This is a genomic window from Nitratireductor aestuarii (assembly GCF_014641695.1).
GTDB classification, from domain to species: domain Bacteria; phylum Pseudomonadota; class Alphaproteobacteria; order Rhizobiales; family Rhizobiaceae; genus Chelativorans; species Chelativorans aestuarii.
In genome coordinates this window covers 216,740-243,398 of sequence record NZ_BMIF01000008.1, presented here as the reverse complement: position 1 = coordinate 243,398, position 26,659 = coordinate 216,740, and the positions used below count along the sequence as shown (strand labels likewise).

The 26,659-nt window shown below is 59.7% G+C and carries 22 protein-coding genes and 1 tRNA gene; 10 read left to right on the top strand and 13 right to left on the bottom strand.

The genetic code is table 11. The features are described 5' to 3' along the window. Positions 1 to 70 precede the first annotated feature (70 nt). The 3 genes from IEX27_RS14305 to IEX27_RS21215 form a co-directional block, all read right to left on the bottom strand. Positions 71 to 1,987 (bottom strand): HAD family hydrolase, encoded by a 1,917-nt coding sequence (locus tag IEX27_RS14305; protein WP_188721741.1) that lies wholly within the window; start codon positions 1,985 to 1,987, stop codon positions 71 to 73. Positions 1,988 to 2,103: 116 nt separating this feature from the next. Next, positions 2,104 to 2,718 (bottom strand): glycosyltransferase, encoded by a 615-nt coding sequence (locus IEX27_RS21220; protein ID WP_373869884.1) that lies wholly within the window; start codon positions 2,716 to 2,718, stop codon positions 2,104 to 2,106. After that, positions 2,715 to 3,314, bottom strand: a complete 600-nt coding sequence (locus IEX27_RS21215; protein ID WP_210315539.1) for a hypothetical protein — start codon at positions 3,312 to 3,314, stop codon at positions 2,715 to 2,717. Before IEX27_RS21215 ends, IEX27_RS21220 begins: the two co-directional genes overlap by 4 nt. Before the next feature lie 800 nt (positions 3,315 to 4,114). Between IEX27_RS21215 and IEX27_RS14295 the strand changes: the two genes are divergently transcribed. Continuing rightward, a complete protein-coding gene (locus IEX27_RS14295) occupies positions 4,115 to 4,492 on the top strand; it encodes a RidA family protein (protein WP_188721740.1) in 378 nt (125 codons plus the stop codon). 169 nt (positions 4,493 to 4,661) lie between these two features. Here the strand turns inward: IEX27_RS14295 and IEX27_RS14290 are convergent. Then, a tRNA-Gln gene (locus IEX27_RS14290) sits at positions 4,662 to 4,736 on the bottom strand. Positions 4,737 to 4,934: 198 nt separating this feature from the next. On the opposite strand from IEX27_RS14290, the gene IEX27_RS14285 reads away from it, so the two are divergent. Then, positions 4,935 to 6,860, top strand: coding sequence for a polysaccharide biosynthesis protein (locus IEX27_RS14285; RefSeq protein WP_188721739.1), 1,926 nt, complete (start codon positions 4,935 to 4,937; stop codon positions 6,858 to 6,860). After that, positions 6,857 to 7,462, top strand: coding sequence for a sugar transferase (locus tag IEX27_RS14280; RefSeq protein WP_188721738.1), 606 nt, complete (start codon positions 6,857 to 6,859; stop codon positions 7,460 to 7,462). Before IEX27_RS14285 ends, IEX27_RS14280 begins: the two co-directional genes overlap by 4 nt. 21 nt (positions 7,463 to 7,483) lie before the next feature. Here the strand turns inward: IEX27_RS14280 and galE are convergent, their stop codons facing one another. Beyond that, on the bottom strand, positions 7,484 to 8,473 hold the full coding sequence (galE, locus tag IEX27_RS14275) for a UDP-glucose 4-epimerase GalE (RefSeq protein ID WP_188721737.1): 990 nt from the start codon (positions 8,471 to 8,473) through the stop codon (positions 7,484 to 7,486). Between the two features lie 222 nt (positions 8,474 to 8,695). On the opposite strand from galE, the gene IEX27_RS14270 reads away from it, so the two are divergent. Next, on the top strand, positions 8,696 to 9,595 hold the full coding sequence (locus tag IEX27_RS14270; protein ID WP_244630376.1) for an MBL fold metallo-hydrolase: 900 nt from the start codon (positions 8,696 to 8,698) through the stop codon (positions 9,593 to 9,595). 4 nt (positions 9,596 to 9,599) lie between these two features. Here the strand turns inward: IEX27_RS14270 and IEX27_RS14265 are convergent, their stop codons facing one another. From IEX27_RS14265 to IEX27_RS14240, 6 genes are all read right to left on the bottom strand, one after another. Beyond that, complete coding sequence (locus tag IEX27_RS14265) at positions 9,600 to 10,397, bottom strand: DUF1499 domain-containing protein (RefSeq protein ID WP_188721736.1); 798 nt, start codon at positions 10,395 to 10,397, stop codon at positions 9,600 to 9,602. 128 nt (positions 10,398 to 10,525) lie between these two features. Further along, positions 10,526 to 13,189, bottom strand: a complete 2,664-nt coding sequence (ppdK, locus tag IEX27_RS14260) for a pyruvate, phosphate dikinase (RefSeq protein ID WP_188721735.1) — start codon at positions 13,187 to 13,189, stop codon at positions 10,526 to 10,528. A 224-nt stretch (positions 13,190 to 13,413) separates the two neighbouring features. After that, positions 13,414 to 13,839, bottom strand: coding sequence for a hypothetical protein (locus IEX27_RS14255; protein WP_188721734.1), 426 nt, complete (start codon positions 13,837 to 13,839; stop codon positions 13,414 to 13,416). Positions 13,840 to 13,953: 114 nt separating this feature from the next. Continuing rightward, a complete protein-coding gene (smc, locus tag IEX27_RS14250) occupies positions 13,954 to 17,412 on the bottom strand; it encodes a chromosome segregation protein SMC (RefSeq protein ID WP_188721733.1) in 3,459 nt (1,152 codons plus the stop codon). A gap of 51 nt (positions 17,413 to 17,463) precedes the next feature. Continuing rightward, the gene (locus IEX27_RS14245; protein WP_188721761.1) at positions 17,464 to 18,078 is read right to left on the bottom strand and encodes a DsbA family protein; all 615 of its coding nucleotides are present in this window, start codon (positions 18,076 to 18,078) and stop codon (positions 17,464 to 17,466) included. A gap of 144 nt (positions 18,079 to 18,222) precedes the next feature. Next, positions 18,223 to 18,726 carry a DUF721 domain-containing protein gene (locus IEX27_RS14240; RefSeq protein WP_373869883.1) on the bottom strand — a complete coding sequence of 168 codons (504 nt, stop codon included), beginning with the start codon at positions 18,724 to 18,726 and terminating at the stop codon, positions 18,223 to 18,225. A 65-nt stretch (positions 18,727 to 18,791) separates the two neighbouring features. On the opposite strand from IEX27_RS14240, the gene mutY reads away from it, so the two are divergent. Next, on the top strand, positions 18,792 to 19,889 hold the full coding sequence (gene mutY / locus IEX27_RS14235; protein WP_188721731.1) for an A/G-specific adenine glycosylase: 1,098 nt from the start codon (positions 18,792 to 18,794) through the stop codon (positions 19,887 to 19,889). 17 nt (positions 19,890 to 19,906) lie between these two features. Continuing rightward, entirely contained in the window at positions 19,907 to 20,518 is a 612-nt protein-coding gene (locus IEX27_RS14230; RefSeq protein WP_188721730.1) for an HAD family hydrolase, read from the top strand. 1 nt (position 20,519) lies between these two features. Here the strand turns inward: IEX27_RS14230 and IEX27_RS14225 are convergent, their stop codons facing one another. Beyond that, entirely contained in the window at positions 20,520 to 21,653 is a 1,134-nt protein-coding gene (locus tag IEX27_RS14225; protein ID WP_188721729.1) for a site-specific DNA-methyltransferase, read from the bottom strand. 195 nt (positions 21,654 to 21,848) lie between these two features. Here IEX27_RS14225 and IEX27_RS14220 point away from each other — a divergent pair, with 195 nt between their 5' ends. Then, positions 21,849 to 22,538 (top strand): HAD family hydrolase, encoded by a 690-nt coding sequence (locus IEX27_RS14220; RefSeq protein ID WP_188721728.1) that lies wholly within the window; start codon positions 21,849 to 21,851, stop codon positions 22,536 to 22,538. Between the two features lie 23 nt (positions 22,539 to 22,561). Here IEX27_RS14220 and IEX27_RS14215 read toward each other — a convergent pair whose 3' ends face one another. Beyond that, positions 22,562 to 23,095: a hypothetical protein gene (locus IEX27_RS14215; RefSeq protein WP_188721727.1), complete on the bottom strand. Its 534-nt coding sequence runs from the start codon at positions 23,093 to 23,095 to the stop codon at positions 22,562 to 22,564. Between the two features lie 125 nt (positions 23,096 to 23,220). On the opposite strand from IEX27_RS14215, the gene thrC reads away from it, so the two are divergent. The 3 genes from thrC to IEX27_RS14200 all read left to right on the top strand — a co-directional run bounded on the left by thrC (position 23,221) and on the right by IEX27_RS14200 (position 26,596). Next, the gene (gene thrC, locus IEX27_RS14210) at positions 23,221 to 24,624 is read left to right on the top strand and encodes a threonine synthase (protein ID WP_188721726.1); all 1,404 of its coding nucleotides are present in this window, start codon (positions 23,221 to 23,223) and stop codon (positions 24,622 to 24,624) included. A 4-nt stretch (positions 24,625 to 24,628) separates the two neighbouring features. Then, positions 24,629 to 25,915: a M16 family metallopeptidase gene (locus IEX27_RS14205; RefSeq protein WP_188721725.1), complete on the top strand. Its 1,287-nt coding sequence runs from the start codon at positions 24,629 to 24,631 to the stop codon at positions 25,913 to 25,915. Between the two features lie 93 nt (positions 25,916 to 26,008). Next, on the top strand, positions 26,009 to 26,596 hold the full coding sequence (locus IEX27_RS14200; protein WP_188721724.1) for a GNAT family N-acetyltransferase: 588 nt from the start codon (positions 26,009 to 26,011) through the stop codon (positions 26,594 to 26,596). The last annotated feature ends 63 nt before the right edge of the window (positions 26,597 to 26,659 follow it).

Here is a 26,659-nt window from a genome sequence, read left to right as displayed (position 1 = left end):
GACGAATGCGACCGATCTCAGCGCCCCGCCCTGCAATGAAAGTTCGTCGTTATCTTCCATGATCGCGAGGTTATCTGCCATATATCCTGCGCCTCACTTTATAAAAGAGAGCCGCCTTCATAAGCAGAACGAGAGACAGTCTATGAATATAGCTTAATTCTTTTCTGGCCCATATCAGTTGAGGCCACTGTGTCTGGCGTATGTATTGAACCACTTCGTGTCGCCGCGAGCGGCTAAAAAGGCCTTGAAAGATATCCCTCAAACTAGGGACGTGACTTTTGTCGATAAACTTTCCCACGCCGAACAGTTCGTTGTGGCTCAATGATATGTAGGCTCGGGCCAGATCTTGATGAGTTTCCCCGATCAGCTTTCCCCAGATCTCGCAGGCCCGTTCCCTTAATTCGGAACTGACAATTACATGATTGTCGATGTACGTCGCATAAACCGACGCCGCCTGAAGCACCGCTTCCTGAAAATACGAAACAAACTGTTCAAACGTTCTGTTTTCCGCGTCATCGACGATGCGGATTGCATGCACCTGACCTTCATGCGTTTCACCGTAACCCGACACCGAGCCATTGGGCGAATTACATAGCATTTCCAGCAAGGAAACGACGTTCAGAAGATCCAGGTGGTCGGTCGCCTCATTCCCATTGGGACCATACGCACGCTTTGCACAGTTGGCAGGTTGCTCGTTAAGAAACGTCTGCAAACCAAGGTAATACCCCGTCAGCCGGGTTTGCGGACGAACATAGCCCAGGTTGTCTTGAATCGTACCCCGCCACCCGATGTCCACCACAGCGCTGTTGGCAGCCGCGCCAAAGCCCTTCGAATCCAGGTATTTTCCGAGCTGCCTTCTATCGGCCTCAACCTTCGCCTCTATACTGCTGGTAAACGCAGTGTCGGCAAACAACGCACGAACGCGATTGTCCTGCCACGGATGAACGATGTTTTCATCCAGCGTCAGATTGTACCGAGCCAGCATGGTTGCAAACTCATCCGGACGAAGCCCCAGGGTCTTTAGCAACGCGTCCATTGATTGAGTCGAATAGAGGTTCCATACGCGCCTCAACTCCCCAACACTTACCGACCGAAGTGACGCACAGAAGGTTGCTAACCGACTTACCTCCAGAAGATCCGGGAGAGGCAACTCCAACCCGGAAATCTCGTTATCGGGAAATAACGCCTTCCAGATCCGCAGAAAGAATTCACCCTCTCTGGTGAAGAAGAATACCTTCTCATCCTTATTCTTTAGCGCTTGCTCTGCGATGAATATAACAAAACCGACAAACAATGGTGCCGTGTGCAGACCAAGCTCGTAGGCCGTTCTTTGCGCACCCGAGAGCGATTGCAGCCGCGGCTCAGCATTCTTGGTAACTTCCTGAGCGATATGTGAGAACAAAGCTGTTCTATTATTCAGGTATTCTGAAATTCTAATACGCTCCGAATGTGCGCTCTTGGGCTCAAAATGAACCGCGTGAACACCCATTTTCCGGGCCATCAACACGTCAGCTTCGAAATTATCCCCAATATGCACATGGTCTCTCGGCTCTACACCGTATAGAGTGTGAATTTGCTCGTATAACTGGCCGCGCCGCTTGCTGAAGCCGACGTCACACGAACTGATCCCTGCTTTGACAAATCTCGCAATCCCATGATGATCCAATAGCTTCTGTATAGCATCGGCACTCATGTAGAAGTCCGACAAGAAATACGTTTCATCCGCAGGCCATGCCCCGCAAAATCTTTCGATACAAGGATCTGGGTAGGTGTTTCGTAATTCAAATGATTGCTCTGACGCACTGTAAATGCGCCTATACTTCTCGATGTCGACTGCATTATACTCACGCATAACACGCTGGAGCAGAAGCTCCAGAACCTCATCGAGCGAGTACTCACCATATTCCCGTTCAGCAACGAATGTTCCTTCGATCTTGCATCGTTCACGGTAAATACTCCAATGATCGTGATATTCGTCACGGACCATCTGTCCAAGCCCTAGATAAATGGCTCGCGCGGTGTGCAATTTTGAAAAATCGGGATGGCTTCTACGTCTGAGCAGTGTATCCCAAACGTCAATCGTACGTAGCTTATACATCCGCGTCAGTAAGCCTGGAGCATTCTGCGTGCCTTCCGCATGCTCCATAGGAGCGCGCGGCGCACTGGATCCGGAAAGGTGTTGACATAGCTGTTTCTTGGAACTGTCAGAATTCGTGAGATTTCTGGCGGCAGATCGGCAACCATTCTGCCTGCGACCACGGGCTTGCGACGATACAGGCGCGGCTCAGCAGTCAGCTCTGGCCTGACACCCTCAATTAGATCTTCTATGATAGAGACCACCTTCCCGGTTTCGCTGGCAAGGGAGCGATTGCGCATGAAGGCGACTCCTGCATGCGACATTGTCTCTCGCGCGGCCGGATCGTCCAGTAAACGCAGGACATTCTCGGCAATGCTTTCGGGCGTCTGTTCGCTGAGGCTTACGGCCTTATCCGGGACGTCGTAAAGATTGTTGTCTCTCCACAGTTCGACCACGGGCAAGCCAGAGGCCATCATTTCAAAAGGAATTCTGGAGGGATTGGAAGAGCTTAGACAAAGCCCTACCGAGCATTCGTTGTAGAGCGCGTTGCATTCTTCCAGACTCATCAATCCACGATGTTCGTGTTCGAACCAGACGTAGTCTCTGTCGGCGACGGCGGATCCGTATAGTATTATGTTCACTCTGGACGCTTGTGTTTCACGATGCCCAAGGCTTCAATTCCGAGACGGGAACATCTTCTCAGTTTATCCGGCTGATATATGAAGCACACCGACAAGCTCCGCTGCACCTCCGGCAGAACCTTGTAAATGCTGTGATCAGCGCCGAAATCGAAGTGAAACGCAGGGACTTGAAACCGTTTCGCCAGTTCGTGCTTCAGCCAGCGACCGATGGTGATTGGGATCAGACCATATCGATAAGAGTTTTCTGCCAGCAAGTAAGCGTCGCCCATGGGGTTAAACAACGCTTCGTAATCCTGCACAAAATAGCATTTGATGCAGTCGAAAGGGAGATCCCGGACGAATGCCGCTGAATACCATACGGTGGCAACCGCTACATCGGCCTTTGTAGCCCCGCGCCATCCATAGCGCACATTGGCGAACTTGTAGCCGAACAGCTTTTCAATCAACGCCGAAGCTCTTGAATGCTCCCCTGAACCCTCAAGGTATATTGTGCAGTCGTGGCCCGATACCTCCAGCGCATGAGCATGCGCCAGAATCGTGCGGTGCCCACCAGACCCCTGGATCAATTGAGGGATAAACCAAGCTATAGCTGCCATTTCCGCCCTAGTAAGTTCAGCTCAGGGTTAGAGTCCGTGCACAGTGCTTAGCGATGCGACCAAACAGGTTGAAGCGAACCATGCGTCGATGAGCGATGTTACCTTCATCTGGGTCAGCCACACCGGCTTGGCCGCTCGCGAGCATCTTCAACGGCCTGTCTTCATTCATTTGATGTGAGCAATCGCACCAACAGTCCGCTGATGGTGAATTGCAAGGTTTTTCAAATATCTACGCCTTGAGGAACAAGGTAAGAGAAGAACCCAATATATGTACAATAACCATTATATAAAATATCGTGCTAAATTATCATGATCGGGAATCGCCGCCCTCTTGGTAAGAGAGCCAGGAGCACATACACCACTCCCGGTGAGATATACAATCTTTTTCTAGTTTCTATTTTTTTGAGCAAATATAAATGGTTTTAGAGAGGTTTGATACAGAGTTTACGAGCTAATCAATGCGTATTGATAAAGTAATCTGGCATGAAACCACCTTCACACCAATTGTTTCATCGATTAAGCGCACGGGCGCTGTATCGTCTGTTTGAAATCCAAGCCACATCGCCGCATTTTGGGGTGAGGGACTTCTTCGCCGACAGGTCCTCTGGCGGCGTATATCCAAGAGCAAGACTCACAGTTCCCCTTCCACATGCCTGGAGCGCGACTTCCAAGACCCTTGATTGCATAGGTGGGCGGCACCTTTTCACAACACCAATGCCGCTCGTTATGCGCCATCCTGTTGCAACTTTCTCCGCCACTTGCGAGAAGGTCCCGGAAACGGCTTTTGAAAGGGTTGGCTCATGAACCAGATAGAAACACTTAACGCACCGGCGGCGATCGGGCCTTACTCCCAGGCGATCCGCCACGGTGACCTTCTGTTCGTCTCCGGCCAGTTGCCGCTCGATCCGGCAACTGGCGAGTTCAATTCTGAGGATGCTGCGGAACAGATTCGCCAGTGTGTGAAGAACATTGCAGCCATTGCGGAAGCAGCGGGAACAAGCCTCAAGAACACCATCAAGACGACGATTCTTACCACGGAGCTTTCACGCTTCGCCGAAATCAACGCTGCATACGGAGAGTTTTTCACCGCTCCCTATCCGGCGCGCGCAACCTTCGAAGTCTCGGCCCTGCCCCGCGGCGCCAAGGTTGAAGTCGAAGCAATCATTGCGATTGCCTGAATTTTCCGTGCATTCTCAACGCCTTCCGCTCCATGCGCGGAAGGCGTTGTTGCGTCTGGGCTACCACTTTTGGAGTAATGGTGCTTTTGTGCAACCGGCGTCCATACTTGTGACATACCGGTTATTCATACCGCACGTATGAATGTAGATAGCGCATGGATGGAAAGCATGGCTGGGGCGCCTGGATTCGAACCAGGGAATGGCGGTACCAAAAACCGCTGCCTTACCGCTTGGCTACGCCCCAACGGCAACGTCGGTCCATATAGCGGGCCGCTCGTTCCAACGCAACGCGTATTTCGGTTTGGCCACCAAGGCAGCGGCAACACTCGATTATTTTTTGTGAAGTCCCGTTTGTGGAATGGTCAGTTGCACTCTGAGCCGTTCGCTATAGAACGAATTTCGGGGGCTTACATGGGAGAATCATCTCTCTTAGGGCACCACTATGACTAAAGTCCGCAACTGGCTTCAATCGCGGTCCCGGCGGACGAAGCAGCTTGTCTTGCTCGTCGTCGATGCGGTTACGTTGATGTTGATCATCTGGGCTGGTTTCTGCCTACGCTTTGACCGATTCTACATCCCGAACTTCGAACAGACCCTCTTCATTCTGGCCGGTCCCGCAACGGCCCTGCCGATCTTTGCGTCCATGGGCCTGTACCGGACGATACTGAGGTATCTGAGCGGATACACGATCTGGACAGTTCTTCAGGCCGTCACCGTGTCCACTATGGTTTGGGTGAGTCTGGTCTATATAACCCTGTCCTTTGGCGCTGGAGGTATCCCGCGTACAATCGCACTGGTCTACTGGCTGGGCAGCTTCGCCGCGCTCGTAGGCACCCGATTCGTCGCCAAATGGCTCCTGACGGAACGGCATGGTACGGACAAGAACGCCAGGCGCGTCATCATCTATGGCGCCGGCGAACCGGCAATAGAGCTCGCGAACTCGCTCCATGCCACATCCGAATTCCAGGTTGCTGCCTTCGTCAGCGACGACCCAAGCCTGGAGAATATGGATGTCATCGGCATCCGGATCTATCCGAGCAAACACCTGCAGGAACTAATCCTGCAGCTTGGCATCCGGGAGGTTATCATCGCCTCTCCGACCGCCGGCGTCCGCGCCCAGCGCGAGCTCGTCGCCAATGTCGGACGTCTCCCGGTAAAGATCCGCGTCTTGCCACCGCTCGCCGATCTTGCTGCAGGCAAATACCTGGTCAGCTACATCCGTGACATCGACATTGATGATCTCCTCGGCCGCCCGCCGGTCCCTGCCATTCCAGAGCTTCTGCGTGAGCCTGTCCAGGGCCGCGTGATCATGATCACCGGCGCGGCTGGCTCCATCGGCTCTGCGCTCAGTCGCGCTGTCGCCCAGCTGAAACCTTCCAAGCTGGTGCTGCTCGACTTCAACGAACTTGGCCTCTACCAGATCGAGCGTGAGCTGCGTCCCTATGGCGACTTCGAGCTTATTCCAGCACTGGGCTCCATCTGCGACGCCGGCTTTCTGCGACATACGATCACGACCCATAAGGTCGATACCATCTACCATTGCGCAGCCTACAAGCACGTCCCAATGGTGGAGGCCAACCACGTGGAAGGCGTGCGCAACAACGTCCTCGGCTCCTTCCATCTCGCGCGCGAAGCCTGTGCGTTGAACGTCGAAAAACTCATCCTCATCTCCTCCGACAAGGCCGTCAGGCCATCCAGTGTCATGGGCGCCACGAAGCGCTGGGCGGAAATCATCGTCCACTACTTTGGAGCGCTCGCCGCGGAACAGGATCCGCGTCGCGTCTTCTCCTGCGTGCGATTCGGCAATGTCATCGGCTCCAGCGGCTCCGTGGTTCCCCTGTTCAAGGAACAGATCGCCAAGGGTGGCCCGATCACGCTCACCGACGAGGGCATGACCCGTTACTTCATGTCTATCCGCGAAGCCGCCGAGCTGATCGTCCAGGCGGGAGCCCTGTCGGAAAGCGGCGACATTCTGCTTCTCGACATGGGTGAACCCGTGCGCATCCGTGATCTCGCCGAAGACATGATCATGTTGGCGGGTCTCACGGTGAAGGACGATGAGAACCCGGACGGCGATATTGAAATCGTGACCATCGGCATGCATCCCGCCGAAAAGCTCAACGAAGAGCTGTTCTACGATCCGAGCTCGATCACGCGCACCCGCCATTCCAAGATCCTGCGCGGTGCGCCATCTCAAGTTCCTCTGGAGGATGTTCCCCTTCGGATTGACCAGCTGGAGAAGGCCATCGACCGCTACGACCCCGATGCGATCCGGCGGCTCCTGTTCGACCTTCTGGAGACGCAGGACAGGCAGTTTTTTCAAGGCAGCCCCGCGGCTTGGAGCGCGGGTGATCGATACTCCGCATGAATCCGCATCAGAATGAGCGTTCTCTGCGTCTGCCGCGAACCAGCCAACAGCCCTCAGCACTGCATCTGCGCGGCAAGCGCCTGATGGACCTCTGTCTGGCTGTGCCAGCAATCATTGTCTTCGCGCCGGTAATGGCAGTGTGTGCGATTCTCATCCGCGCAACGTCGCCAGGCCCAGCGATCTTCGCACAGATGCGCGTCGGCAAGGAGGGCCGTGGGTTCCTCTGCTACAAGCTGCGCACCATGCGAAAGGGAAGCCCTTCGGTGCCGACGCATGAAGCGCCGGTTTCCTACATAACGCCGATCGGCAAGTTTCTACGGAAGACGAAGCTCGACGAGCTTCCGCAGCTCTGGAACGTGATCAGGGGTGACATGTCGCTCGTCGGCCCCCGCCCCTGTTTGCCGGAGCAGGCAGAACTGATTCTGCATCGGCGGAACCTGGGCGTCCTGCAGATTGAGCCCGGCATCACCGGGCTGGCGCAGGTTCGCGATATCGACATGTCGGACCCGCGCCGCTGCGCCGAATCGGACGCGGAATATCTGCGGAACTGGTCGCTCCGCCTCGATCTCTGGCTGATGTTCCGGACCGTCTGGCGGGGCTGAATTCAGCCCCGCAATCCCACCCTACACCCGGTTGCGCAGCGCCAGCTGCTTCTCCCATTCCAGCGCATGGGAGATGATGAGCTCCAGATCATTGCAGCGTGGCACCCAGCCGAGCTCAGCCTTGCAGAGGTCCGGCCGCGACACGATTGCCACGGCGTCACCGGGCCTGCGGCCGCTCATGACCACGGGGAAATCCACGCCCGAAACGCGTTTCACCGCCTCGATCACCTCGAGCACCGTCGAACCACGGCCGTAGCCGCAGTTGGCAACCATGCTGTCACCGCCGTCGCGCAGGCGCTTAAGGGCGAGGTAGTGCGCATTCACCAGATCCGAGACGTGGATATAGTCTCGCTCGCAGGTACCATCTCGCGTCTCGTAGTCCGTGCCGAACACGTCCATGGATGGACGCTTGCCGGTCGCGGTTTCGCAGGCGACCTTGATGAGGTGCGTCGCCCCTTTGGTCGACTGGCCCGTCCGCATCTGCGGATCGGCACCCGAGACGTTGAAATAGCGCAGCGCCGTGTAGCGGAAATCATGCGCGGCGGCCGTATCGCGCAGCATGATTTCCGTCATCAGCTTCGACGTGCCGTAGGGAGATTCCGGCCGCAGAGGCGCCTGCTCGTTGACCGGGCTTTCCTCCGGCGTTCCATAGACTGCAGCCGTCGAGGAGAAGATGAAGTTCTTCACGCCTGTCCGCACCGCGCTCTCGATCAGCGCGCGCGATTTCACCGTGTTGTTCAGATAGTAGCCGAGCGGATCCGCCACCGATTCCGGCACGATGATCGAGCCCGCGAAGTGGATGATCGAATCCACCGAATGCCGCTTGATGATGTCTTCCACCAGCTCCTGGTCGGCAATGTCGCCCACGACAAGTTCGGCCGCCTCCGCAACAGCCCAGTCGAAACCGGTCGACAGCCGGTCGAGAACCACTACGTCCTCGCCATGGTCGAGAAGCTCCCAAACCATATGGCTGCCAATATATCCCGCACCGCCGGTCACCAGCACAGTCATGCAATTCTCCTGAGTTCAGACAGCGCCACCCGCTGACACCATAGTGGATAGGCTTGGCGGTTCCAGAGGATTCGCACGCCAATTCCTGCATTCCAACAGGCGTCATGCGCCAACGCCTCATGGCGGGCGAATAAGAAAGTCTCTCCCCGAGAGCCGCCATGAAAAAGGTTCACTTGGAAGAGAAAATGCAATAGGCCGTATCAGCAAACGGGAGGCTTTAGCGTGGAATTCAATTTGAAATTCGAGCCCCACTACGGAAAAGCGGTCGACGTCGCGCCTGGCATCCAGCGCATGACCGTCAACAATCCGAGCCCCTTCACCTTCCACGGCACCAACACTTACATCCTTGGGAGCAGCTCGCTCGCAATCATTGATCCGGGTCCGGAGGACAGAGCGCACCTTCAGGCGCTGCTGGCCGCCATCGGTTCGCGTCCCGTAAGCCACATCATCGTCACCCACACGCACCGTGACCACTCGCCCCTCGCCCGCCATCTGAGGGAGGCGACCGGAGCGCCGACCGTTGGGTTTGGTCCCCACCGCCCGTCGCGTATCCCTGCCTCCGACGAAATGGCGCAGCTCGATGCCAGCGGTGACAGCGACTTCGTGCCCGATATCGCCCTTGTCGATGACCAGCTGATCGAAGGTGACGGCTGGACCCTGCGCACCATCCACACGCCCGGCCATGCCTCGAACCATTGCGCTTTCGCGCTCGAAGGCACAGGCATCACCTTCTCCGGCGATCATGTCATGGCATGGTCCACCACTGTCGTCTCGCCGCCCGATGGCTCCATGTCCGACTACATGGCGTCCCTGGACAGGCTGCTCGAGCGCGACGACACCCTGCTGCTGCCGGGACACGGCGGACCCGTCACCAAGCCCTCCACCTTCCTGCGCGGCCTGAAGGCACACCGCAAGATGCGTGAGCGTGCGATCCTCGAGCGGCTCTCCGAAGGCGACCGCACGATCGCCGAAATCGTCGCGGCCATCTACCGCGACACCGACCCGCGCCTGCATCGCGCTGCCGCTTCCTCCGTCTTCGCGCATCTGGAAGATCTGGTCACACGCGGACGCGTCGCCTGCGAGGGCCAGCCGTCTATCCGGTCGGAGTTTATGTTAATCTAACCAATTAACTGCCTACTTCGCTCAGCGCCTGATCGAGATCCTTCAGGAACCACTGGATCTGCAGGGCATTCATGCCGAGGTCGTGCGGGCCGTAGCGTGAGACGGATCGCATGTCGACAAACGTCGCATCGCCCCGATCCTCGATCCGGATCGCCACATCGAACGGGATGCCAACGATGAACCCCGTTGCCGTCGCCTCGAGCGTCATGCTCACGACCGTCCCCTCTGCTTCATCGATCGGTGCAGGCGTGAGTAGGCTCCAGCCCCTGCCCTGCAGCAATGTCAGAACAGCATTGAGCACCTGTTCGCGTGAATGTTCATAGCGGCGGCCGGTGAGTTCCGGATAGGACTCCATATGCTGAAGCCCGTCCGCCTGGCTCAGCGGCTCTATAGGGTTCATCGCCTCGTCCCGCAGCTTTCCCGCGAGCACGAATTCGGGCGGCGACACCACGTCAGTGGTGACATCCGTCAACGCTGGACGCGTGATATAGAGCGCCACGGCCAGCCCATAAGGCAGCAGCAGCAACAGCGACGCAAAGACGCCCCAGCTTGCTGCACCTAACCCCGTCAACCCGTACTGCCACATGCGCCACAGCGCACCGACGCCCGCCAGAAGCGCCAGCACTGCCAGTCCACCTGCAATGACGAGCGACCAGAAAAACGGGATCGTCAGGAGCAGTCCGAATCCGTGCGCAACGCAGGCTGTGATCAACAGCACGATCGCAAATGAAGCCGTCCTGCTCGACCATCCCGCGAGGGATGTCCGCTGGCGTTCCAGTTTCATGGCGCGATCGACGATCATGGGCAAACTCCGCGGATACCGTTCAAACAACAAGTACCTATTTTCCGGTCCGTCGTCACCGGTCAGGCCCCAGATACAGAAACGCCGGCTCTTGAGGCCGGCGCTCTGTTCTGGATCACGCCAGAAGCTTACTTGTTGCGGCAGGCCGCCTGCGCTGCCGACAGACGGGCGATTGGTACGCGGAACGGCGAGCACGATACATAGTCGAGGCCAACCGTCTCGCAGAAGGAGATGGAAGCGGGATCGCCGCCATGCTCGCCGCAGATGCCGAGCTTGATGCCTTCGCGGGTGGAGCGTCCCTTCTCGGCTGCGATCTTCACCAGCGCGCCCACGCCATCGACGTCGAGCGAAATGAACGGATCCTGTTCGATGACGCCCTTCTTGCGGTAGGTTTCGAGGAAGGGGCCAGCATCATCGCGCGAAATGCCGAACGTCGTCTGGGTCAGGTCGTTCGTGCCGAAGGAGAAGAACTCGGCTTCCTTGGCGATCGTGTCGGCGGTGAGGGCTGCGCGCGGCAGCTCGATCATCGTACCGACGAGGTAGTCGAGCTCCGCACCGGACTCGGCCAGCACTTCCTTCGCCACATCATCGATGATCTTCTTGACGTAGGTGAGCTCCGAAGCAACGCCAACCAGCGGCACCATGACCTCCGGAATCACCGGCTGGCCGGTGCTCTTGGCGGCGGCAACGGCGGCCTCGAAGATGGCGCGGGCCTGCATCTCGGCGATCTCCGGATAGGAGATGGCGAGACGGCAGCCACGGTTGCCCAGCATCGGGTTGAACTCGTGCAGCTCTTCCGTGCGCTCCTTGAGCTTGTCGGCGGAGACGCCCATCGCCTGCGCGACTTCATTGATCTCTTCTTCCGTCTTCGGCAGGAACTCGTGCAGCGGCGGGTCGAGCAGGCGGATCGTCACCGGCAGGCCGGCCATGATCTCGAAGAGCTCGATGAAGTCAGCGCGCTGCATCGGTAGAAGCTTGGCGAGAGCCATGCGGCGCTGCTCTTCCTTGTCCGACAGGATCATCTCGCGCATGGCGAGAATACGCTCGTCATTGAAGAACATGTGCTCGGTGCGGCAGAGGCCGATGCCTTCCGCGCCGAACTTGCGCGCGGTGCGCGCATCAAGCGGCGTCTCGGCATTGGCGCGAACCTTCATGCGGCGGATTTCATCCGCCCACTCCATGATGATGGAGAAGTCACCCGAGAGCGACGGCTCGCGCATTGGCACCCTGCCCGCCAGGATCTGGCCGGAAGCACCATCGATCGTGATGATGTCGCCCTTCTTGAAGGTGCGGCCCAGCGCAAGCATGGTCCCGGCCTTGTAGTCGACGCGGAGCGCGCCGGCACCGGAAACGCAGGGCTTGCCCATTCCGCGTGCCACGACAGCCGCGTGGCTTGTCATGCCACCGCGTGTGGTCAGAATGCCTTCCGCCGCATGCATGCCGTGGATATCCTCAGGGCTTGTCTCGACGCGCACCAGAATGGTCTTCACGCCGTGCGACTTGAGCTCTTCCGCCTCATCCGGCGAGAACACGATCTGACCGGTCGCAGCACCTGGAGAAGCCGGCAGACCGGTACCCACGATGTCGCGCGGCGCATCCGGATCGAGCGTCGGGTGCAGGAGCTGGTCGAGCGACGCGGGATCGATGCGGCAGACCGCTTCCTCATGCGTGATCAGGCCTTCGTTCGCCATGTCCACGGCGATCTTCAGCGCGGCGCGGGTGGTGCGCTTGCCCGAACGGGTCTGCAGCATCCAGAGCTTGCCGCGCTCGATGGTGAACTCCAGGTCCTGCATGTCGCGATAGTGGGCCTCGAGCTTGTCGGCAACCTGAACGAATGTCGCGAAGGCTTCCGGCATCACCTTCTCGAGAGAAGGCTTGTCGGAACCGCTCTCAAGGCGTGCGCGCTCGGTCAGGGACTGCGGCGTGCGGATACCGGCAACCACGTCCTCGCCCTGAGCGTTGACCAGGAACTCGCCGTAGAGCGCCTTTTCACCGGTCGACGGGTTGCGCGTGAAGGCAACGCCCGTTGCCGACGTCTCGCCCATGTTGCCGAACACCATGGCCTGAACGTTGACGGCAGTGCCCCAGCTTGCAGGGATGTCGTGCAGGCGGCGATAGGTCATCGCACGCGGGTTCATCCAGCTGGAGAAGACGGCGCCGATGGCGCCCCACAGCTGCTCGCGCGGATCCTGCGGGAAAGGCCTGTCGATCTCGGCCTCGACCTTCTCCTTGTAGAGCGCAACAACCTCGCGCCACTCGTCAGCGGTGAACTCGGTGTCGAGCTCATAGCCAAGGCGGCCCTTTTCGTCGCTCAGGATCTCTTCGAAAATGTCGTGGTCGATGTTCAGCACCACGTTGCCGTACATCTGGATGAAGCGGCGGTAGCTGTCCCAGGCGAAGCGGGCATCGCCGGAATCCTTGGCAAGCGCTTCAACCGTCTCGTCGTTGAGGCCAAGGTTGAGAACTGTGTCCATCATGCCGGGCATGGATGCGCGCGCGCCGGAACGGACCGACACCAGCAGCAGCTTTGCGGGATCGCCAAACTTGCGGTCCGCGATCTTGCCCATCTCCTCGAGTGCTGCTTCAACCTGCGCCGTCAGTTCGGCCGGGTAGCTGCGCTCGTTGGAATAATAATAGGTGCAAACCTCAGTGGTAATGGTGAAACCGGGAGGTACGGGTAGACCCAGGCTGCACATCTCAGCCAGGTTCGCACCCTTGCCGCCCAAAAGGTTTCTGTCAGACGCCCTGCCCTCGGCCCGGCCATCTCCAAAACTGTAAACCCACTTGGTCATGCTCAATTCCTGATTGCTCTCCGTCGCGCTCCCTGCGACGGACTCTGGGATAATGGCCCAGCGAAGCCTCGGCAATAGCAGCTTTCTACCTGTGGCAATTATTATCGATTAGACAAAAGGAAGTGGTTCACACAGCAACAAAATTGCGCTCGGTCGGATGTTTCTAACGACAGAGCCGCCCAGCGCTCTGGCACTGGACGGCTCCTATTCGAACTACCGAGTAATTAGTGCACCAGCGGTGCAGCCTCCTGCGTGGCAGGAATGCGAGCGAGCACCCTTCGAAGAGCACCGGTGGCAAGCGCCACATCAGGATCCTTCTGCAGCGCGATCAGATGGCGGAGGCGGAACTCGGCGTCTCCATCCTTGCCTTCGTTGAGAAGCCTGCTGACCTCATCCCTGTATCCGCAAAGATGCTCCGCCCCGGTCAACTCACCCTCGGCAGCCTCTTCATCGAGCTTGACGATCAGCTGCGAAAGCCTGCCGGTCCACGCAAAGCGCGGATCATTGAGTACTGCGAACAGGAACGTGTACGGGTTCTTCAGGCTCGGATCATCTCCAGCCTCGGCCGTGATGAGCGCGCGATGAAAATCCCGCAACCGGAGGGAAAGCTCGTCCACAATAGGCATGGTATTGGTGGCAATGCTGGTCATCGCCTGCTCCTTTCTGGGACTAAGTCCCGAGTCAACTTGTAGAGGGAATGGAAGCAGAAATTTCTGTTCGACCGCATAGATAGGAATGCGTGATAGCCCCTACAAGGGTGCCGACTAGCTCGCCTCAGCCAGCTGTTCAGCCAGTTGCAGGTCCACCGAAACCAGCTGGCTGACACCCTGCTCTGCCATGGTCACGCCGAACAGGCGGTTCATCCGCGCCATTGTAATCGGGTTGTGGGTGATCACCACGAAGCGCGTGTCCGTGGATCGCGCCATCTCGTCAAGCAGGTTACAGAAGCGCTCCACGTTATGGTCGTCGAGCGGGGCGTCCACCTCGTCCAGCACGCATATCGGCGCCGGATTGGTGAGGAACACGGCGAAGATCAGCGCCATCGCTGTCAGCGCCTGCTCGCCACCCGAAAGAAGCGTCATGGTCTGCGGCTTCTTGCCGGGCGGACGGGCAAGGATTTCCAGTCCTGCATCCAGCGGATCGTCGGATTCCACGAGCTGCAACTCGGCCGTACCACCGCCGAACAGGTGAGTGAACAGCCGCTGGAAATGCCCGTTGACCTGCTCGAAGGCTGCAAGCAGCCGCTCGCGGCCTTCCTTGTTGAGGCTCTGGATCGCCTGGCGAAGCTTGCGGATCGCCTCGATCACGTCCTCGCGCTCGGAAACGATGAGGTCGTAGCGTTCGGAAAGTTCGCGCTGCTCTTCCTCGGCCCGCAGATTGACGGCACCCAGCCGCTCGCGCTCCGCCTTGAGCCGCTCCAGCCGCCGCTCCACCTCGTTCATCTCCGGCAGCTTCTCGTCCGGCTTGAGGCCCGTGTGCTGCGCCACAAGATGCGGTGCGATGTTCATGGACTGCTGGATACGCGCCTCAACCTCGATGCGACGCTCCTCGGCAGCCGCCTGCCGTTCTTCCGCACGCGCCCTCGCCTCCCGCGCCGACGACAGCGCCTGGATCGACTCGGTGGCCCGCTTGTCGAGCTCGGACTGCGCCGATTCCGCTTCCTGCAGGATGTCGGAGGCTTCCTTCGCCCGCGCCTCGGCGGTCGCAATTTCACTGATCAGCGCGCGGACGCGATGGTCGAGATCGTCCGGAGCTTCCGCCAGCCGCTCGAGCTCCTCGATGATTTCTTCGCGACGATCGGAAAGCGACGTGATCTGATTATCAGCATTCTGCCGGCGGAAGACCCAGCTCTGCCGTTCTTGTACGATTGCCGCAAGCCTGCGTACGCGCGCTTCCGCCTCGCGCTTCCGGCCCTCATAGGCCGCGCGCATTTCGGCAAGCTTGCCACGCGCGGTGGCAACTTCGGCTGCGGCGCGGTCAAGCTTTGCCTGCAATTCTGAAAGGTCCGGCGCATCTTCGAGAGAAGCTCGTGCCTCTTCTACAGCCTCAAGCGCTTCCTCGTGCTCTTCGGCAAGACGCGTCTGCGAAGCCTCAAGCACGGCCCGCCTGCTCGAAAGCTCACCCGATGCACGCTCAGCCGCCGCCAGCGCATCCCGCGCTACGGAAACCCGGCGCTGCGCCTCGCGCACAGCCTCGCGAGCCTGACGCTCACGCTCCACCTGCTCGCGCACGGCATTTTCCGCCTGTGCAAGGGTTGCCGCCGCCTCTTCAAGACGATCGCGGGCTTCGACCGCTTCCGCTTCAAGTTCCGCCAGACGGTTCTTCTGGGCAAGACGCATGGCAGCCGCCGTGGGCGCATCCGCACTTGCGCGATAACCATCCCAGCGCCACAGCGCGCCATCGCGCGAAACAAGCCGCTGGCCAGGCTTCAGAAGCGGCTGCAGCCGCTCGCCATCCGCCGGTTCGACAATGCCGATCTGCGCCAAACGCCGGGCGAGCTGTTGCGGCGCCGAGGCAACCGACGCAAGCGAGCGAACACCTTCGGGCAAGACCGGCTCATCGTCATGCGCAGAAACCGTGCCCCAATGGACAGGCGCAGCCGCATCAGTCGGAACATCAAGGTCTTCGCCAAGGGCGGCACCAAGTGCGGTCTCGAACCCGCGCTCGACACGGATCTGTTCAAGCACGGCCGGAAATTCAGCATTGACGCCTGCACTCAGGATCTTCGCCAGCGTGGCGGCTTCGGTCTCGATCCGCTGTACCTCGGCGCGCGCTTCACTGAGTGGCGCGCGGGCGTCCGCCTCGGCAGCGCGCGCGGAACTCACCGCCTCCTCAGCGTCAGCAACGGCCTCCTCGGCCATTTCCATGGCTTCAACGGCGACGTCCAGCTCTTCCTGCTTGGCCGCAGGATCGGGCAGCGCACTGATCCGGGCTACAACTTCTGCAAGCTCGCGATTAATGGACGCCAGCTGCTGGTTGAGCCGTTCGCACCGCTCCGACCGCTCGCGCAGAGCACGTTCCGCCTGAGCGCGAGCAGCGCCCGCTTCGGCCTTCTCGGCCGTCAGCGTGGAGAGCAGCTGCTCCCGCTCCTCAAGCTCAGCCGTCATGGTCTCGAGCAAGGCCAGCGCCTCTTCCTCACCCTCGACCGCGTTTTCCTCGAGTTCGCGAAGCTGCGCTTCCTCTTCGTCGAGGCGCTGCAAGGTTTCGGTATTGTCGCGCGCCAGCTGCTGTTCGCGGGCAATATCGGCGTCCAGCTGGGCAATCCGCTTCTGCAGGTCGGCGGTGCGCTCGCGAATGCGCTTCGCCTCCTCCTGGATCTGCGTGTGCGCAATCGTCAGCCGCTGTAGCGCTGCCGCAGCTTCCGCCTTGGCGTTCCGCAGGTTCGGAAGCTTATGGCTGCCGATGGCCTGGGCCTTGGCGGCTTCCATCTGCTGGGATGCACGTTCGGCAACCTGGTTTGTTGCCTGCGCAAGTGCGGACTTGGACTCCCCTTCCTGCGTCTTGGCCTGCGTCCATGCGAGATGCAGCAGGATGGCTTCCGCCCTGCGAATGTCTTCCGACAGGCTGCGGAAGCGCGAGGCCTGACGCGCCTGACGCTTCAGGCTCTCGATCTGCGTGGCGAGCTCACCCACCACGTCATCCAGACGCTCAAGGTTCTGCTCGGCCGCCCGCATGCGCATTTCGGCTTCATGGCGGCGCGAATGCAGGCCGGAAATGCCTGCTGCCTCTTCCAGAAGGGCGCGGCGGGCCTGCGGCTTTGCCTGGATCAGCTCGCCTATGCGTCCTTGCCCCACCATGGAAGGCGAACGCGCGCCCGTCGATTGATCGGCGAACAGCAGCTGCACGTCGCGGGCGCGCGCTTCCTTGCCGTTGATGCGATAGACGGAGCCCGCCTCGCGCTCGATGCGGCGAGAGACCTGCAGCTCGTCCGCGTCATTGAAGGACGGCGGAGCGGAGCGGTCCGTGTTGTCAAGGAACAGCGCAACCTCGGCCGTGTTGCGCGCGGGCCGGTTGCCGGAGCCTGAGAAAATGACGTCGTCCATCCCGGAAGCGCGCATGTTCTTGTATGAGTTTTCACCCATAACCCAGCGCAGCGCTTCAACGAGATTGGATTTGCCGCAGCCGTTCGGTCCGACAACGCCAGTGAGACCGCGTTCGATCACGAACTCACTGGGTTCAACAAAGGACTTGAAACCGACCAGCCGCAGCTTGGTGAACTTCATGCCGGCCTGCCCCGGCACGCACCAAGCCCTTCGCAGGGCTTCCTGCGGTTCTTAGAGTAGGGGATCGATAATTGCCGACATTTGTTCAATCGACATCGCTCCCGAATACTTTTTCCCGTTGATGAAGAACGTCGGCGTGGCATTGACACCAAAGTCCGAGCCTGCCTGGCGCATAGCTCTTACATCATCGAGAAGCTTCTGGTTCGTCAAGCAGGCCTGGAAGCTCTCCTGTGAAAAACCAGCGAGTTTGGCGATATTCAGGAGCGCGGTGGCTGCATCCTGTACGCCAGCCCAGCTCTGCTGCTGTTTGAACAGCACGTCGATCATCGGGTAATACTTGTTCTCGGAGCAGCGGGCGAGCATGAAGCCTGCTTCGGCACGCGGGTCGAGCGGGAACTCGCGCATGATGAACTTCACCTTGCCCGTCTTGATGTACTTCTCATCCAGAGCTGGATAGGTGTTCACGTGGAAGGCTGCGCAGTGCCCGCAGGTCATCGACGCATATTCGATGATCGTGACCGGCGCGTTCTCCTCGCCCTTCACCACGTCAGGCAAAGCGCCCTGCGCCATCAGCTTGTCGATGTCGACACTGCCCTGCGAAGCCGGTGCATCAACAGCCGCCGCCGTTTCGCCAGCCAGAAGCGCAAGCGCAGGAATGGCGGCCATCGAAGCGAGAAGCCTTCTACGGTTAAGTTCGGTAGTGCGAATCACGGGCGTGCTCCATCAGAAAAGCGGTCTAACAACCTGAAATTTCGACTATCAGATATGATAGTTGAAGATTAGAGCCAAATTGCAATTTTCGTGACGCATTCACGAATTCGCGAGCGGCTTCTTACGCGCTAGCACGCTGGCGCCAAGCCTTTTAAGACTCTCCTTGAGCCCCTCGTCCTCGATGTCCTGCGTCAGATGCTCCAGTCTCTGCCGTTCGGCATTGTTGAGGGCGCGGGGTGGCGGCAGCTTCTGCGGCCCCATGTCGGTAAGCTGCTTCTGCACGATCTTGATGCGCCCGATGGCAGTGAACCCCAGGAACGAATTCACCCGGGAAATGATCTCCATCGTCTCGTGCTGCACGCGCAGCGCCGCAGCACCCGAACATGCAATCACCAGCGTCGCCGGCTCGAACGGGTCTTGATCGCTCATCCTGCGCTGCCAGAGGATCTTGATCGGCCGGGTTGTGTTCGCCAGCCGCTCACCGGCAATTTCTGTCCACGACTGGACGATCTCTATCGAGATGCCCGCGCGCTTGCGCATGACCGGATCGAGGACGTCGCTCGCCAGATCGCTTACCGAGATCGCACCGCCTTGTTTCTTCAAGACCATATCCTACCTTGCCGCCTGCGAAGGCCTAGCGCATAAAGCCGTCAATGGCACCTGCAAATATGAAACGACCCTCCCCTTCGGATCAGGCCCACTCGCTGCTGGAATGGTATGACCGCCATCACCGGCGCCTTCCCTGGCGCCTGAACCCCGGTGCAATCGCCCAAGGGGAGCGTCCCGATCCCTATCGCGTCTGGCTCTCCGAAATCATGCTGCAGCAGACCACTGTTGGAGCGGTAAAGTCATATTTTGACGCATTTACGGCCCGATGGCCAACGGTCCTCGACCTCGCCGCCGCCGATGTGGATGACGTCATGAAGGCCTGGGCCGGCCTCGGCTACTATTCCCGCGCCCGGAACTTGAAGAAATGCGCCGATCTGGTAGCGGAAGAATTCAGCGGCCGGTTCCCGGATACGGAAGAAGGCCTTCGAAACCTTCCCGGCATCGGCGACTATACGAGTGCCGCCATCGCGGCCATCGCCTTCAACCGCCCCTCGGCGGTTGTCGATGGCAATGTGGAGCGCGTTGTTACTCGCCTCCATGCGATCGAAACGCCGCTCCCAGCCGCCAAGCCTGAGATCAAGGCTCTTGTGAAGGCGATGGTCCCGACTGATCGTCCGGGCGACTTTGCGCAGGCCATGATGGACCTTGGCGCAACCATCTGCACGCCCCGCACACCTGCCTGCAGCCTGTGCCCGCTGAATGACGGCTGTTTGGCCTACCAGAGCAAGACGCAGGAGCGCTACCCGCTGAAGCTGGCCAAGGCCGAGAAACCGGTCCGCATCGGAGCCGCCTTCGTTGTCGAACGGCCGGATGGCGCGATCCTGCTGCGCAAGCGCCCGCTGAAAGGTCTGCTCGCGGGCATGGCCGAGGTGCCTACGACCGATTGGACCGCCCGCCAGGATGGCGCGGACGGCATCGACGGCGCACCCTTCGAGGCGAACTGGTTGCCGCGCGGTGTCATCGTCCATGTCTTCACCCATTTCGAACTGCGACTATCGGTCTACCACGCAAAGCTCGACATACCCCCGCCCCAGAGCTGGTGGTGGGCCGACCAGAACTTGCTAGGCGAGGAAGCTCTGCCTACTGTGATGTGGAAGGCTGTCGCGGCAGCCATCCCTTCCCTCGGCAAACGTTCGGGGAAGAAGAAGAAGACTTAAAGCAGGAGGGATCAGGCGTGAGTGAAATCCGGCACATCGTCTTCGATATCGGCAAGGTCCTCATCCACTACGATCCCGAGATCCCGTTCCGCAGGCTTATCCCCGACCCGAAGCAGCGAGAATGGTTCTTCGCCACCGTCTGCACGCACGACTGGAATCTTGAGCAGGACCGTGGCCGCAGCTGGGCCGAAGCCGAGCAGCAGCTGATAGCCCTCCACCCCGACCATGAGGAGCTGATTCGCGCTTTCCGACAGCACTGGCCCGAGATGGTCTCGCACGCCTATGACGACTCGGTCGAAATCCTGAAGTCGGTGATCGACTGGGGCCACGACGTCACCATGCTGACCAACTTCGCCAGCGACACGTTCAGCGAGGCCCGGCAGAAGTTCCCGTTCCTCAACCTTGCCCGTGGCATCACGGTCTCAGCCGAGGTCGGTCTGATCAAACCGCAGCGCGAGATCTACGATCTCCACGCCAGCACATTCGGCCTTGATCCAGAGGCGACGCTTTTCATTGATGACAGCCGCGCAAATGTTGAAGGCGCGCAAGCTGCTGGCTGGCGCGCCGTTCAATTTGTCAGTGCTGATCAGCTTCGAAAAGACTTCGAAGCTTACGGCATCAGGACCTGATTCAGGCCCCGGCGGGGAGCATGGTCTGGCGGGCTTTCTGACGCAGATCGTCGATCGGCTTCAACGTGCCCTCAACTTCCACGTGCCAGAAAGTCCAGCCGTTGCAGGCGTCGAGCCCTTGAATACGGGCGCCAAGACGATGGATGGAGCCCGCCTCGTCGCCGATGGCAAGCGTTCCGTCAGCGCGCACATGGGCGGCCCAACGCCTGCGGCTGTCGAAAAGCTGCGTGCCCGGCTTCAACAGCCCTGATTCGATCAGGCTGGCGAAGGCTATGCGGGGCTCAGCCTTCTTGCTGGTCATCAGACGCAGGGTTTCACCGCTAAGTGGCTCGATCTGCGCGATGCGCTCCTGCGCAGCGTCGATATAGGACTGCTCGCGCTCGATACCGACGAAATGACGGCCAAGACGTTTTGCAACCGCGCCTGTGGTGCCCGAACCGAAGAAGGGATCGAGGACCACGTCGCCCGGCTTCGTGGAGGAGAGCATCACGCGGGCCAGCAGCGCCTCAGGCTTCTGCGTCGGGTGAACCTTGTCACCGTTCTCGTCCTTGAGGCGCTCCTTGCCCGTGCAGATCGGGAACAGCCAGTCCGAGCGCATCTGCACGTCGTCATTGGCGGCCTTCATGGCCTCGTAGTTGAACGTGTAGCCCTTGGCGTCACGGTCGCGGGAAGCCCAGATCATCGTCTCATGCGCGTTCTGGAACCGGCGGCCGCGGAAGTTCGGCATCGGGTTCGTCTTGCGCCAGATGATATCGTTCAGGAGCCAGAAGCCCAGGTCCTGCATGATCGCGCCGACGCGGAAGATGTTGTGGTAGGAACCGATCACCCAGATCGTGCCGTTTGGCTTCAGCACGCGGCGGGCAGCCAGCAGCCAGGCGCGGGTGAAGGCGTCATAGGCAGCGAAGTTCTCGAACTGGTCCCACTCGTCATCGACGGCATCGACCAGCGACTGGTCGGGGCGATGCAACGCTCCGCTCAGCTGGAGATTGTAGGGCGGATCAGCAAAGATCACATCGACCGACTTGTCGGGCAAGCGGTTGAGCGCAGCAACGCAATCGCCTTTGATAATGGTATCCAGCCAATCGGCCTTGGTGGAAACCGGAGAAATAACTTCGAGACGACGCACCGCGGACATGAACACCTCACGCGAACTCTTTAACTGGCTGTTATGGTTACCGAGTTTGGTAAATAAACCGTAAGGAAGCCGGCTAAACGCGTCGAATTGCGACTGCGGCACCAGATAGAATTGCCACGGCCACCCCGATGGGGCTACACGGGCCGGCAACAATACCTACCTATAGCCCCCTACGAATTGCTGCTTGGAGCCCAAATGTCTGCCCTGGATCTGATCATATTCGACTGCGACGGCGTTCTGGTCGATTCTGAAATCGTTGCTGCGCGCGTCGAAGCCGAGCTTCTGAAGAAGGCCGGGCACGAAATTTCGGCGGAAGAGCTGTCGGAGCGCTACTCCGGCCTGACCTTCCGCGACATTCTTCTTTCGATCGAGCGCGAGGCACAGATCCTCTTCCAGGCCTCCCTGATCGACACAGCCGAGACGCTGATCGACAAACGCCTCGCCCGTGAGGTGAAGGCAATCGAAGGCGTCGGCTACGCTGTCGCGACCCTGCCCTACAAGAAGTGCATCTGCTCAAATTCGACGCGAAGCCGCATCGAGACCATGCTTAAGCGCGCGCGCCTCGTTGGCCTGTTCGATGACGTGATTTTCTCTTCTGCTGAAACGCCGACGGCCCGCCCGAAGCCTGCGCCGGACGTCTTCCTATATGCCGCGGAAAAGATGGAAGCAGACCCGAAGAAGACCATTGTCATTGAGGATTCGGTCCACGGCATTGCAGGCGCCCGCGCAGCCGGAATGCGTGTGATCGGCTTCACCGGCGCGTCGCACACGCATCCGCGCCATGCGGACATGCTGATGGAAGCCGGCGCCGAGACAACCATCAACCGCATGTCGGACCTGAGAGCGACGATCGAAGCCCTCGCCAGCTGGTCACCAGATTTCTAGTAGATCGTTGGATAAACCGGGGCTTAACGCCCCGGACCTTCATCAAATCCGATGACGATCTGCACGGAGCGGTCGATGCCGCCCGGGATCACGACATTGGGATCGCTGAGGAAAAACTGGGTTGCGCCGGAAGTGTCGGCGACGTTCACCTGGTGCCGGATGAGCTGCGAGTAGAGCACCTGCTCACCGCGCATGGCGACGACGCGGATCGGCAGGGTCACCGCGCCGGTACGGCCCTTCGGCCCCGGAACAATCCGGCCGGCGGCCACGACATTCACCACGCCGCTACCCTCATTGGTTGTGCAGGTGCGGGTCGTGTCGGAAATCACGGCCTGGAAGATCAGACGGTTCGGGTCGTCCTGTCCGCCCCTCTCGTATTGCTGAAGATAGGCCGTTCCGTCACGTAAGGCGGGACGAGGACAATAAGCCCGTAGCTCGCTCTCGCGAACCTGACCGGCTTCGAGAGTGGCTTCAGAACTGGAAGCACCCTGCTGGCATCCGGCAAGCGCGGCCGTCGCCAGAATTGCAAATGCTGTGGCACCAAGCTTCACTGACATGAAACCCCCTCATAACTGACGCTTTCCTAATACAGGGTTGGTGTTCTATATCAACCGCGCACGAAGAATTCGACCGGCAGTGAATACGTGGCTGGTTCAAGCGTTCAAGACGGAGTTTAAGCAGGATGCAGTTTGTCAGTACGCGCGCAGAAGCGCCGGTATTAGGGTTTTCGGACGTCCTGCTCCAGGGCCTTGCCCGCGATGGTGGCCTCTATGTGCCAACGGAATGGCCGCAGTTTTCCCCAGAAGAAATTCGCGCGCTGCGCGGTCTTTCCTATGCAGAAGCTGCATTTGTCATCATGCGGCCCTTCATCGATGAGGACATTTCAGACGCCGACCTGAAGTCCATCATCGATGGCAGCTATGGCACATTCCGTCATCAGGCGACCTGCCCGCTGGTCCAGACCGGCCCCTCCGAATTCGTTCTTGAGCTCTTCCATGGCCCTACGCTCGCCTTCAAGGACGTGGCCATGCAGTTCCTCGCCCGCATCATGGATCACGTCCTGGAGAAGCGTGGCGAGCGCGTAACGATCGCAGGCGCGACCTCCGGCGATACAGGCGGCGCAGCCATCGACGCCTTTGCTGGCGCCAAGCGCGCTGACGTGTTCATCATGTTCCCGCACAACCGCGTGTCTCCGGTTCAGCAGCGCCAGATGACCACGTCGAAGGCGGACAACGTCCACGCCATCGCTGTCGAAGGGAACTTCGACGACTGCCAGGCGCTCGTGAAGTCCATGTTCAACGACCATGGCTTCCGTGATCAGATCGGTCTTTCCGGCGTGAACTCGATCAACTGGGCCCGCATCATGGCCCAGACCGTCTACTACTTCACCGCTGCGGTCAGCCTCGGCGCTCCGGACCGGGAGATCTCCTTCACCGTTCCGACCGGTAATTTCGGTGATATTTTTGCAGGTTACGCCGCAAAGCGCATGGGCCTGCCGATCGGCCGGCTGATCATCGCGACCAATTCCAACGACATCCTCGCGCGCACTCTGGCCACGGGTCGGTACGAAACCCGCGGCGTTGTCGCCACAATGTCGCCATCCATGGATATTCAGGTATCCTCGAACTTCGAACGTCTCCTCTTCGAAGCCACTGGCCGCGATGCTGCGGAAGTGCGCGCCTGCATGGAAAGCCTGAAGCAGTCCGGCAGCTTCACCATTCCGGAAGCCGCACTTGAGCGCATCCGGGAAGAGTTTGCCGCCGGTCGTGCCGACGAGGAGGAAACTGCCCGTACCATCCGCGAAACACTGGAAGCCAGCGGATACCTTGCCGACCCGCACACGGCGACCGCGCTGAAGGTTGCCCGTGAACTTGCCCAGCCCGGCGAAACCATGGTCGTTCTTTCGACCGCCCATCCCGCCAAGTTCCCGCAGGCGGTGGAGGATGCAAGTGGCATCAACCCTGCCCTGCCCGCCTGGCTCGAAGGCATCATGACAGCGGAAGAGCGCTTTACGGTCCTTCCATCGGACCTGAAAATGGTGGAAGATCACATAATCCGTCATTCAAGGACGGAGTCTAGGGAGTGACTACATGAGCGTACAAGTAAGCCGTCTTAGCAACGGCTTGACGGTTGCGACCGAAACGCTGCCGCACCTTGAATCCGTGGCGCTCGGAGTCTGGGTCAAGTCCGGCTCGCGCCACGAGACGGAAGATGAGCATGGCATCGCTCATCTTCTCGAGCACATGGCATTCAAGGGTACGCAACGTCGTAGCGCCCTGGACATCGCCACCGAGATTGAAGATGTCGGCGGCGAGATCAACGCCGCCACAAGCGTCGAAACCACGGCCTTCTACGCCCGTGTCCTGAAGGACGACCTGCCTCTGGCAGTGGACATCCTGGCCGACATCCTCACCGAATCCAAGTTCGACCCTGAGGAGCTTGAGCGCGAGCAGCACGTGATCCTCCAGGAGATCGGCGCCGCCCACGACACACCGGACGATGCCGTCTTTGACCGTTTCACCGAGACGGCCTACCGGCACCAGTCGCTCGGCCGCTCCATCCTCGGAACGCCTGACACTGTTCAGGCCTTCACGTCACAGCAGCTCCACGATTTTCTCGAGCGCCAGTACGGTGCCGACCGCATGGTGGTCGTAGCCGCCGGCGGTGTCGATCATGACGATTTCGTGCGCGAAGTGGAAAAGCGTCTGGGCGATTTCCGCCCTCATGCCGACCAGATGAAGCCGCAGGTCGCTCACTACGTCGGTGGCGACTACCGTGAGATGCGCGATCTGCGCGACGCCCAGATCATCCTAGGCTTCGAAGGCCGCGCCTATCATGCCCGCGACTTCTATGCCTCGCAGGTTCTCTCGATGATCCTTGGCGGCGGCATGTCTTCCCGCCTCTTCCAGGAAGTGCGTGAGAAGCGCGGTCTCTGCTATTCGATCTATGCCTTCCACTGGGGCTTCTCCGACACGGGCATCTTCGGCGTTCATGCCGCCACCGGCGACACCGGCACCGAGGAACTCCTCCCCGTCATCCTTCAGGAGCTCAGCCGTGCTGGCGAGCAAATCGACCAGCAGGAACTGGACCGCGCCCGCGCGCAGTTCCGCGCCTCGCTCTTGATGTCGCGGGAAAGCCCGTCGAGCCGCGCCTCACAGGTCGCCCGCCAGCTGCTCCTCTATGGTCGTCCCATCGGCACGGAAGAGCTGATGGATCGACTTGGCGGCCTGACCGTCGAACGCCTGACCGACCTCTCGGCAAGGCTCTTCTCGTCCAAGCCGACCGTCACCGCGATCGGCCCTGTCGGCAAGCTGATGCCCATCTCCGCAATCCGGGACAACCTCTCCTGGCGGCAGCCGCAAAGCATCGCGGTCTGACGCGGGATGGTCGCCGGAATGACAGCGATGGACGAACGATCGGAGAAGGGATGACCATGATGGCGGCTCGTTGGAAGGTCATCGTGATCTAGCATGTTCACCGGCTCCTTCTTTCGCCGCGACGACCCGGTGCTGGAAGGCGCCAAGGTCGTTTTGCGTATGCCCAGTAGCGGTGACTATGCCGCATGGGCAGCGCTGCGTGGGGAAAGCCGGGAGTTTTTGTCAAAGTGGGAGCCGGTGTGGGCGCCTGATGAACTTACACGCAAGTCTTATCGGCGTCGGCTGCAGCAATACCAGAGCGCCTATCAGCTCGGGCAGGCGGTTTCCTTCTTCCTCTTTTCCAGGGAAAACACCATACTTCTCGGGGGTATTTCCCTCAGCAACATCCGCCGTGGAGCGGCGCAAGCCGCGACCATCGGCTACTGGATGGGCGAGCGTCATGCAGGCAAAGGCGCCATGTATGACGCCCTCCAGTGCGTTATTCCCTATGCTTTTCAAACACTGCGGTTGCACCGGCTCGAAGCGGCTTGTATTCCCACCAACAAGCGCTCCGTCCGCTTACTTGAAAAAGCCGGATTTCAGCGCGAAGGGCTCATGCGTTCCTACCTGTGCATCAATGGTTTGTGGCAAGACCACTATCTGTATGCCCGGATCGTCGGAGAAAACCCGGTTCAAACATAGGCGAGGCTGATTCTTGTTGCCTTGGTTCACAGTCTTGAAACGTCTTTGCAGCCTTCTGGCCGT

Bases quoted from the DNA above. Each gene is read 5' to 3' on its own strand.
- IEX27_RS14255 (WP_188721734.1), bottom strand. From the start codon at position 13,839: ATGACCAGCATTGCCACCAATACCATGCCTATTGTGGACGAGCTTTCC.
- IEX27_RS14280 (WP_188721738.1), top strand. From the start codon at position 6,857: ATGAATCCGCATCAGAATGAGCGTTCTCTGCGTCTGCCGCGAACCAGC.
- thrC (WP_188721726.1), top strand. From the start codon at position 23,221: ATGCAGTTTGTCAGTACGCGCGCAGAAGCGCCGGTATTAGGGTTTTCG.
- mutY (WP_188721731.1), top strand. From the start codon at position 18,792: ATGAAACGACCCTCCCCTTCGGATCAGGCCCACTCGCTGCTGGAATGG.
- IEX27_RS14265 (WP_188721736.1), bottom strand. From the start codon at position 10,397: ATGATCGTCGATCGCGCCATGAAACTGGAACGCCAGCGGACATCCCTC.
- IEX27_RS14295 (WP_188721740.1), top strand. From the start codon at position 4,115: ATGAACCAGATAGAAACACTTAACGCACCGGCGGCGATCGGGCCTTAC.
- IEX27_RS14225 (WP_188721729.1), bottom strand. From the start codon at position 21,653: ATGTCCGCGGTGCGTCGTCTCGAAGTTATTTCTCCGGTTTCCACCAAG.
- IEX27_RS14220 (WP_188721728.1), top strand. From the start codon at position 21,849: ATGTCTGCCCTGGATCTGATCATATTCGACTGCGACGGCGTTCTGGTC.
- IEX27_RS21215 (WP_210315539.1), bottom strand. From the start codon at position 3,314: ATGGCAGCTATAGCTTGGTTTATCCCTCAATTGATCCAGGGGTCTGGT.
- ppdK (WP_188721735.1), bottom strand. From the start codon at position 13,189: ATGACCAAGTGGGTTTACAGTTTTGGAGATGGCCGGGCCGAGGGCAGG.
- IEX27_RS14245 (WP_188721761.1), bottom strand. From the start codon at position 18,078: ATGGCCGCCATTCCTGCGCTTGCGCTTCTGGCTGGCGAAACGGCGGCG.
- IEX27_RS14205 (WP_188721725.1), top strand. From the start codon at position 24,629: ATGAGCGTACAAGTAAGCCGTCTTAGCAACGGCTTGACGGTTGCGACC.
- smc (WP_188721733.1), bottom strand. From the start codon at position 17,412: ATGAAGTTCACCAAGCTGCGGCTGGTCGGTTTCAAGTCCTTTGTTGAA.
- IEX27_RS14215 (WP_188721727.1), bottom strand. From the start codon at position 23,095: ATGTCAGTGAAGCTTGGTGCCACAGCATTTGCAATTCTGGCGACGGCC.
- galE (WP_188721737.1), bottom strand. From the start codon at position 8,473: ATGACTGTGCTGGTGACCGGCGGTGCGGGATATATTGGCAGCCATATG.
- IEX27_RS14305 (WP_188721741.1), bottom strand. From the start codon at position 1,987: ATGGTCCGTGACGAATATCACGATCATTGGAGTATTTACCGTGAACGA.
- IEX27_RS14285 (WP_188721739.1), top strand. From the start codon at position 4,935: ATGACTAAAGTCCGCAACTGGCTTCAATCGCGGTCCCGGCGGACGAAG.
- IEX27_RS14200 (WP_188721724.1), top strand. From the start codon at position 26,009: ATGTTCACCGGCTCCTTCTTTCGCCGCGACGACCCGGTGCTGGAAGGC.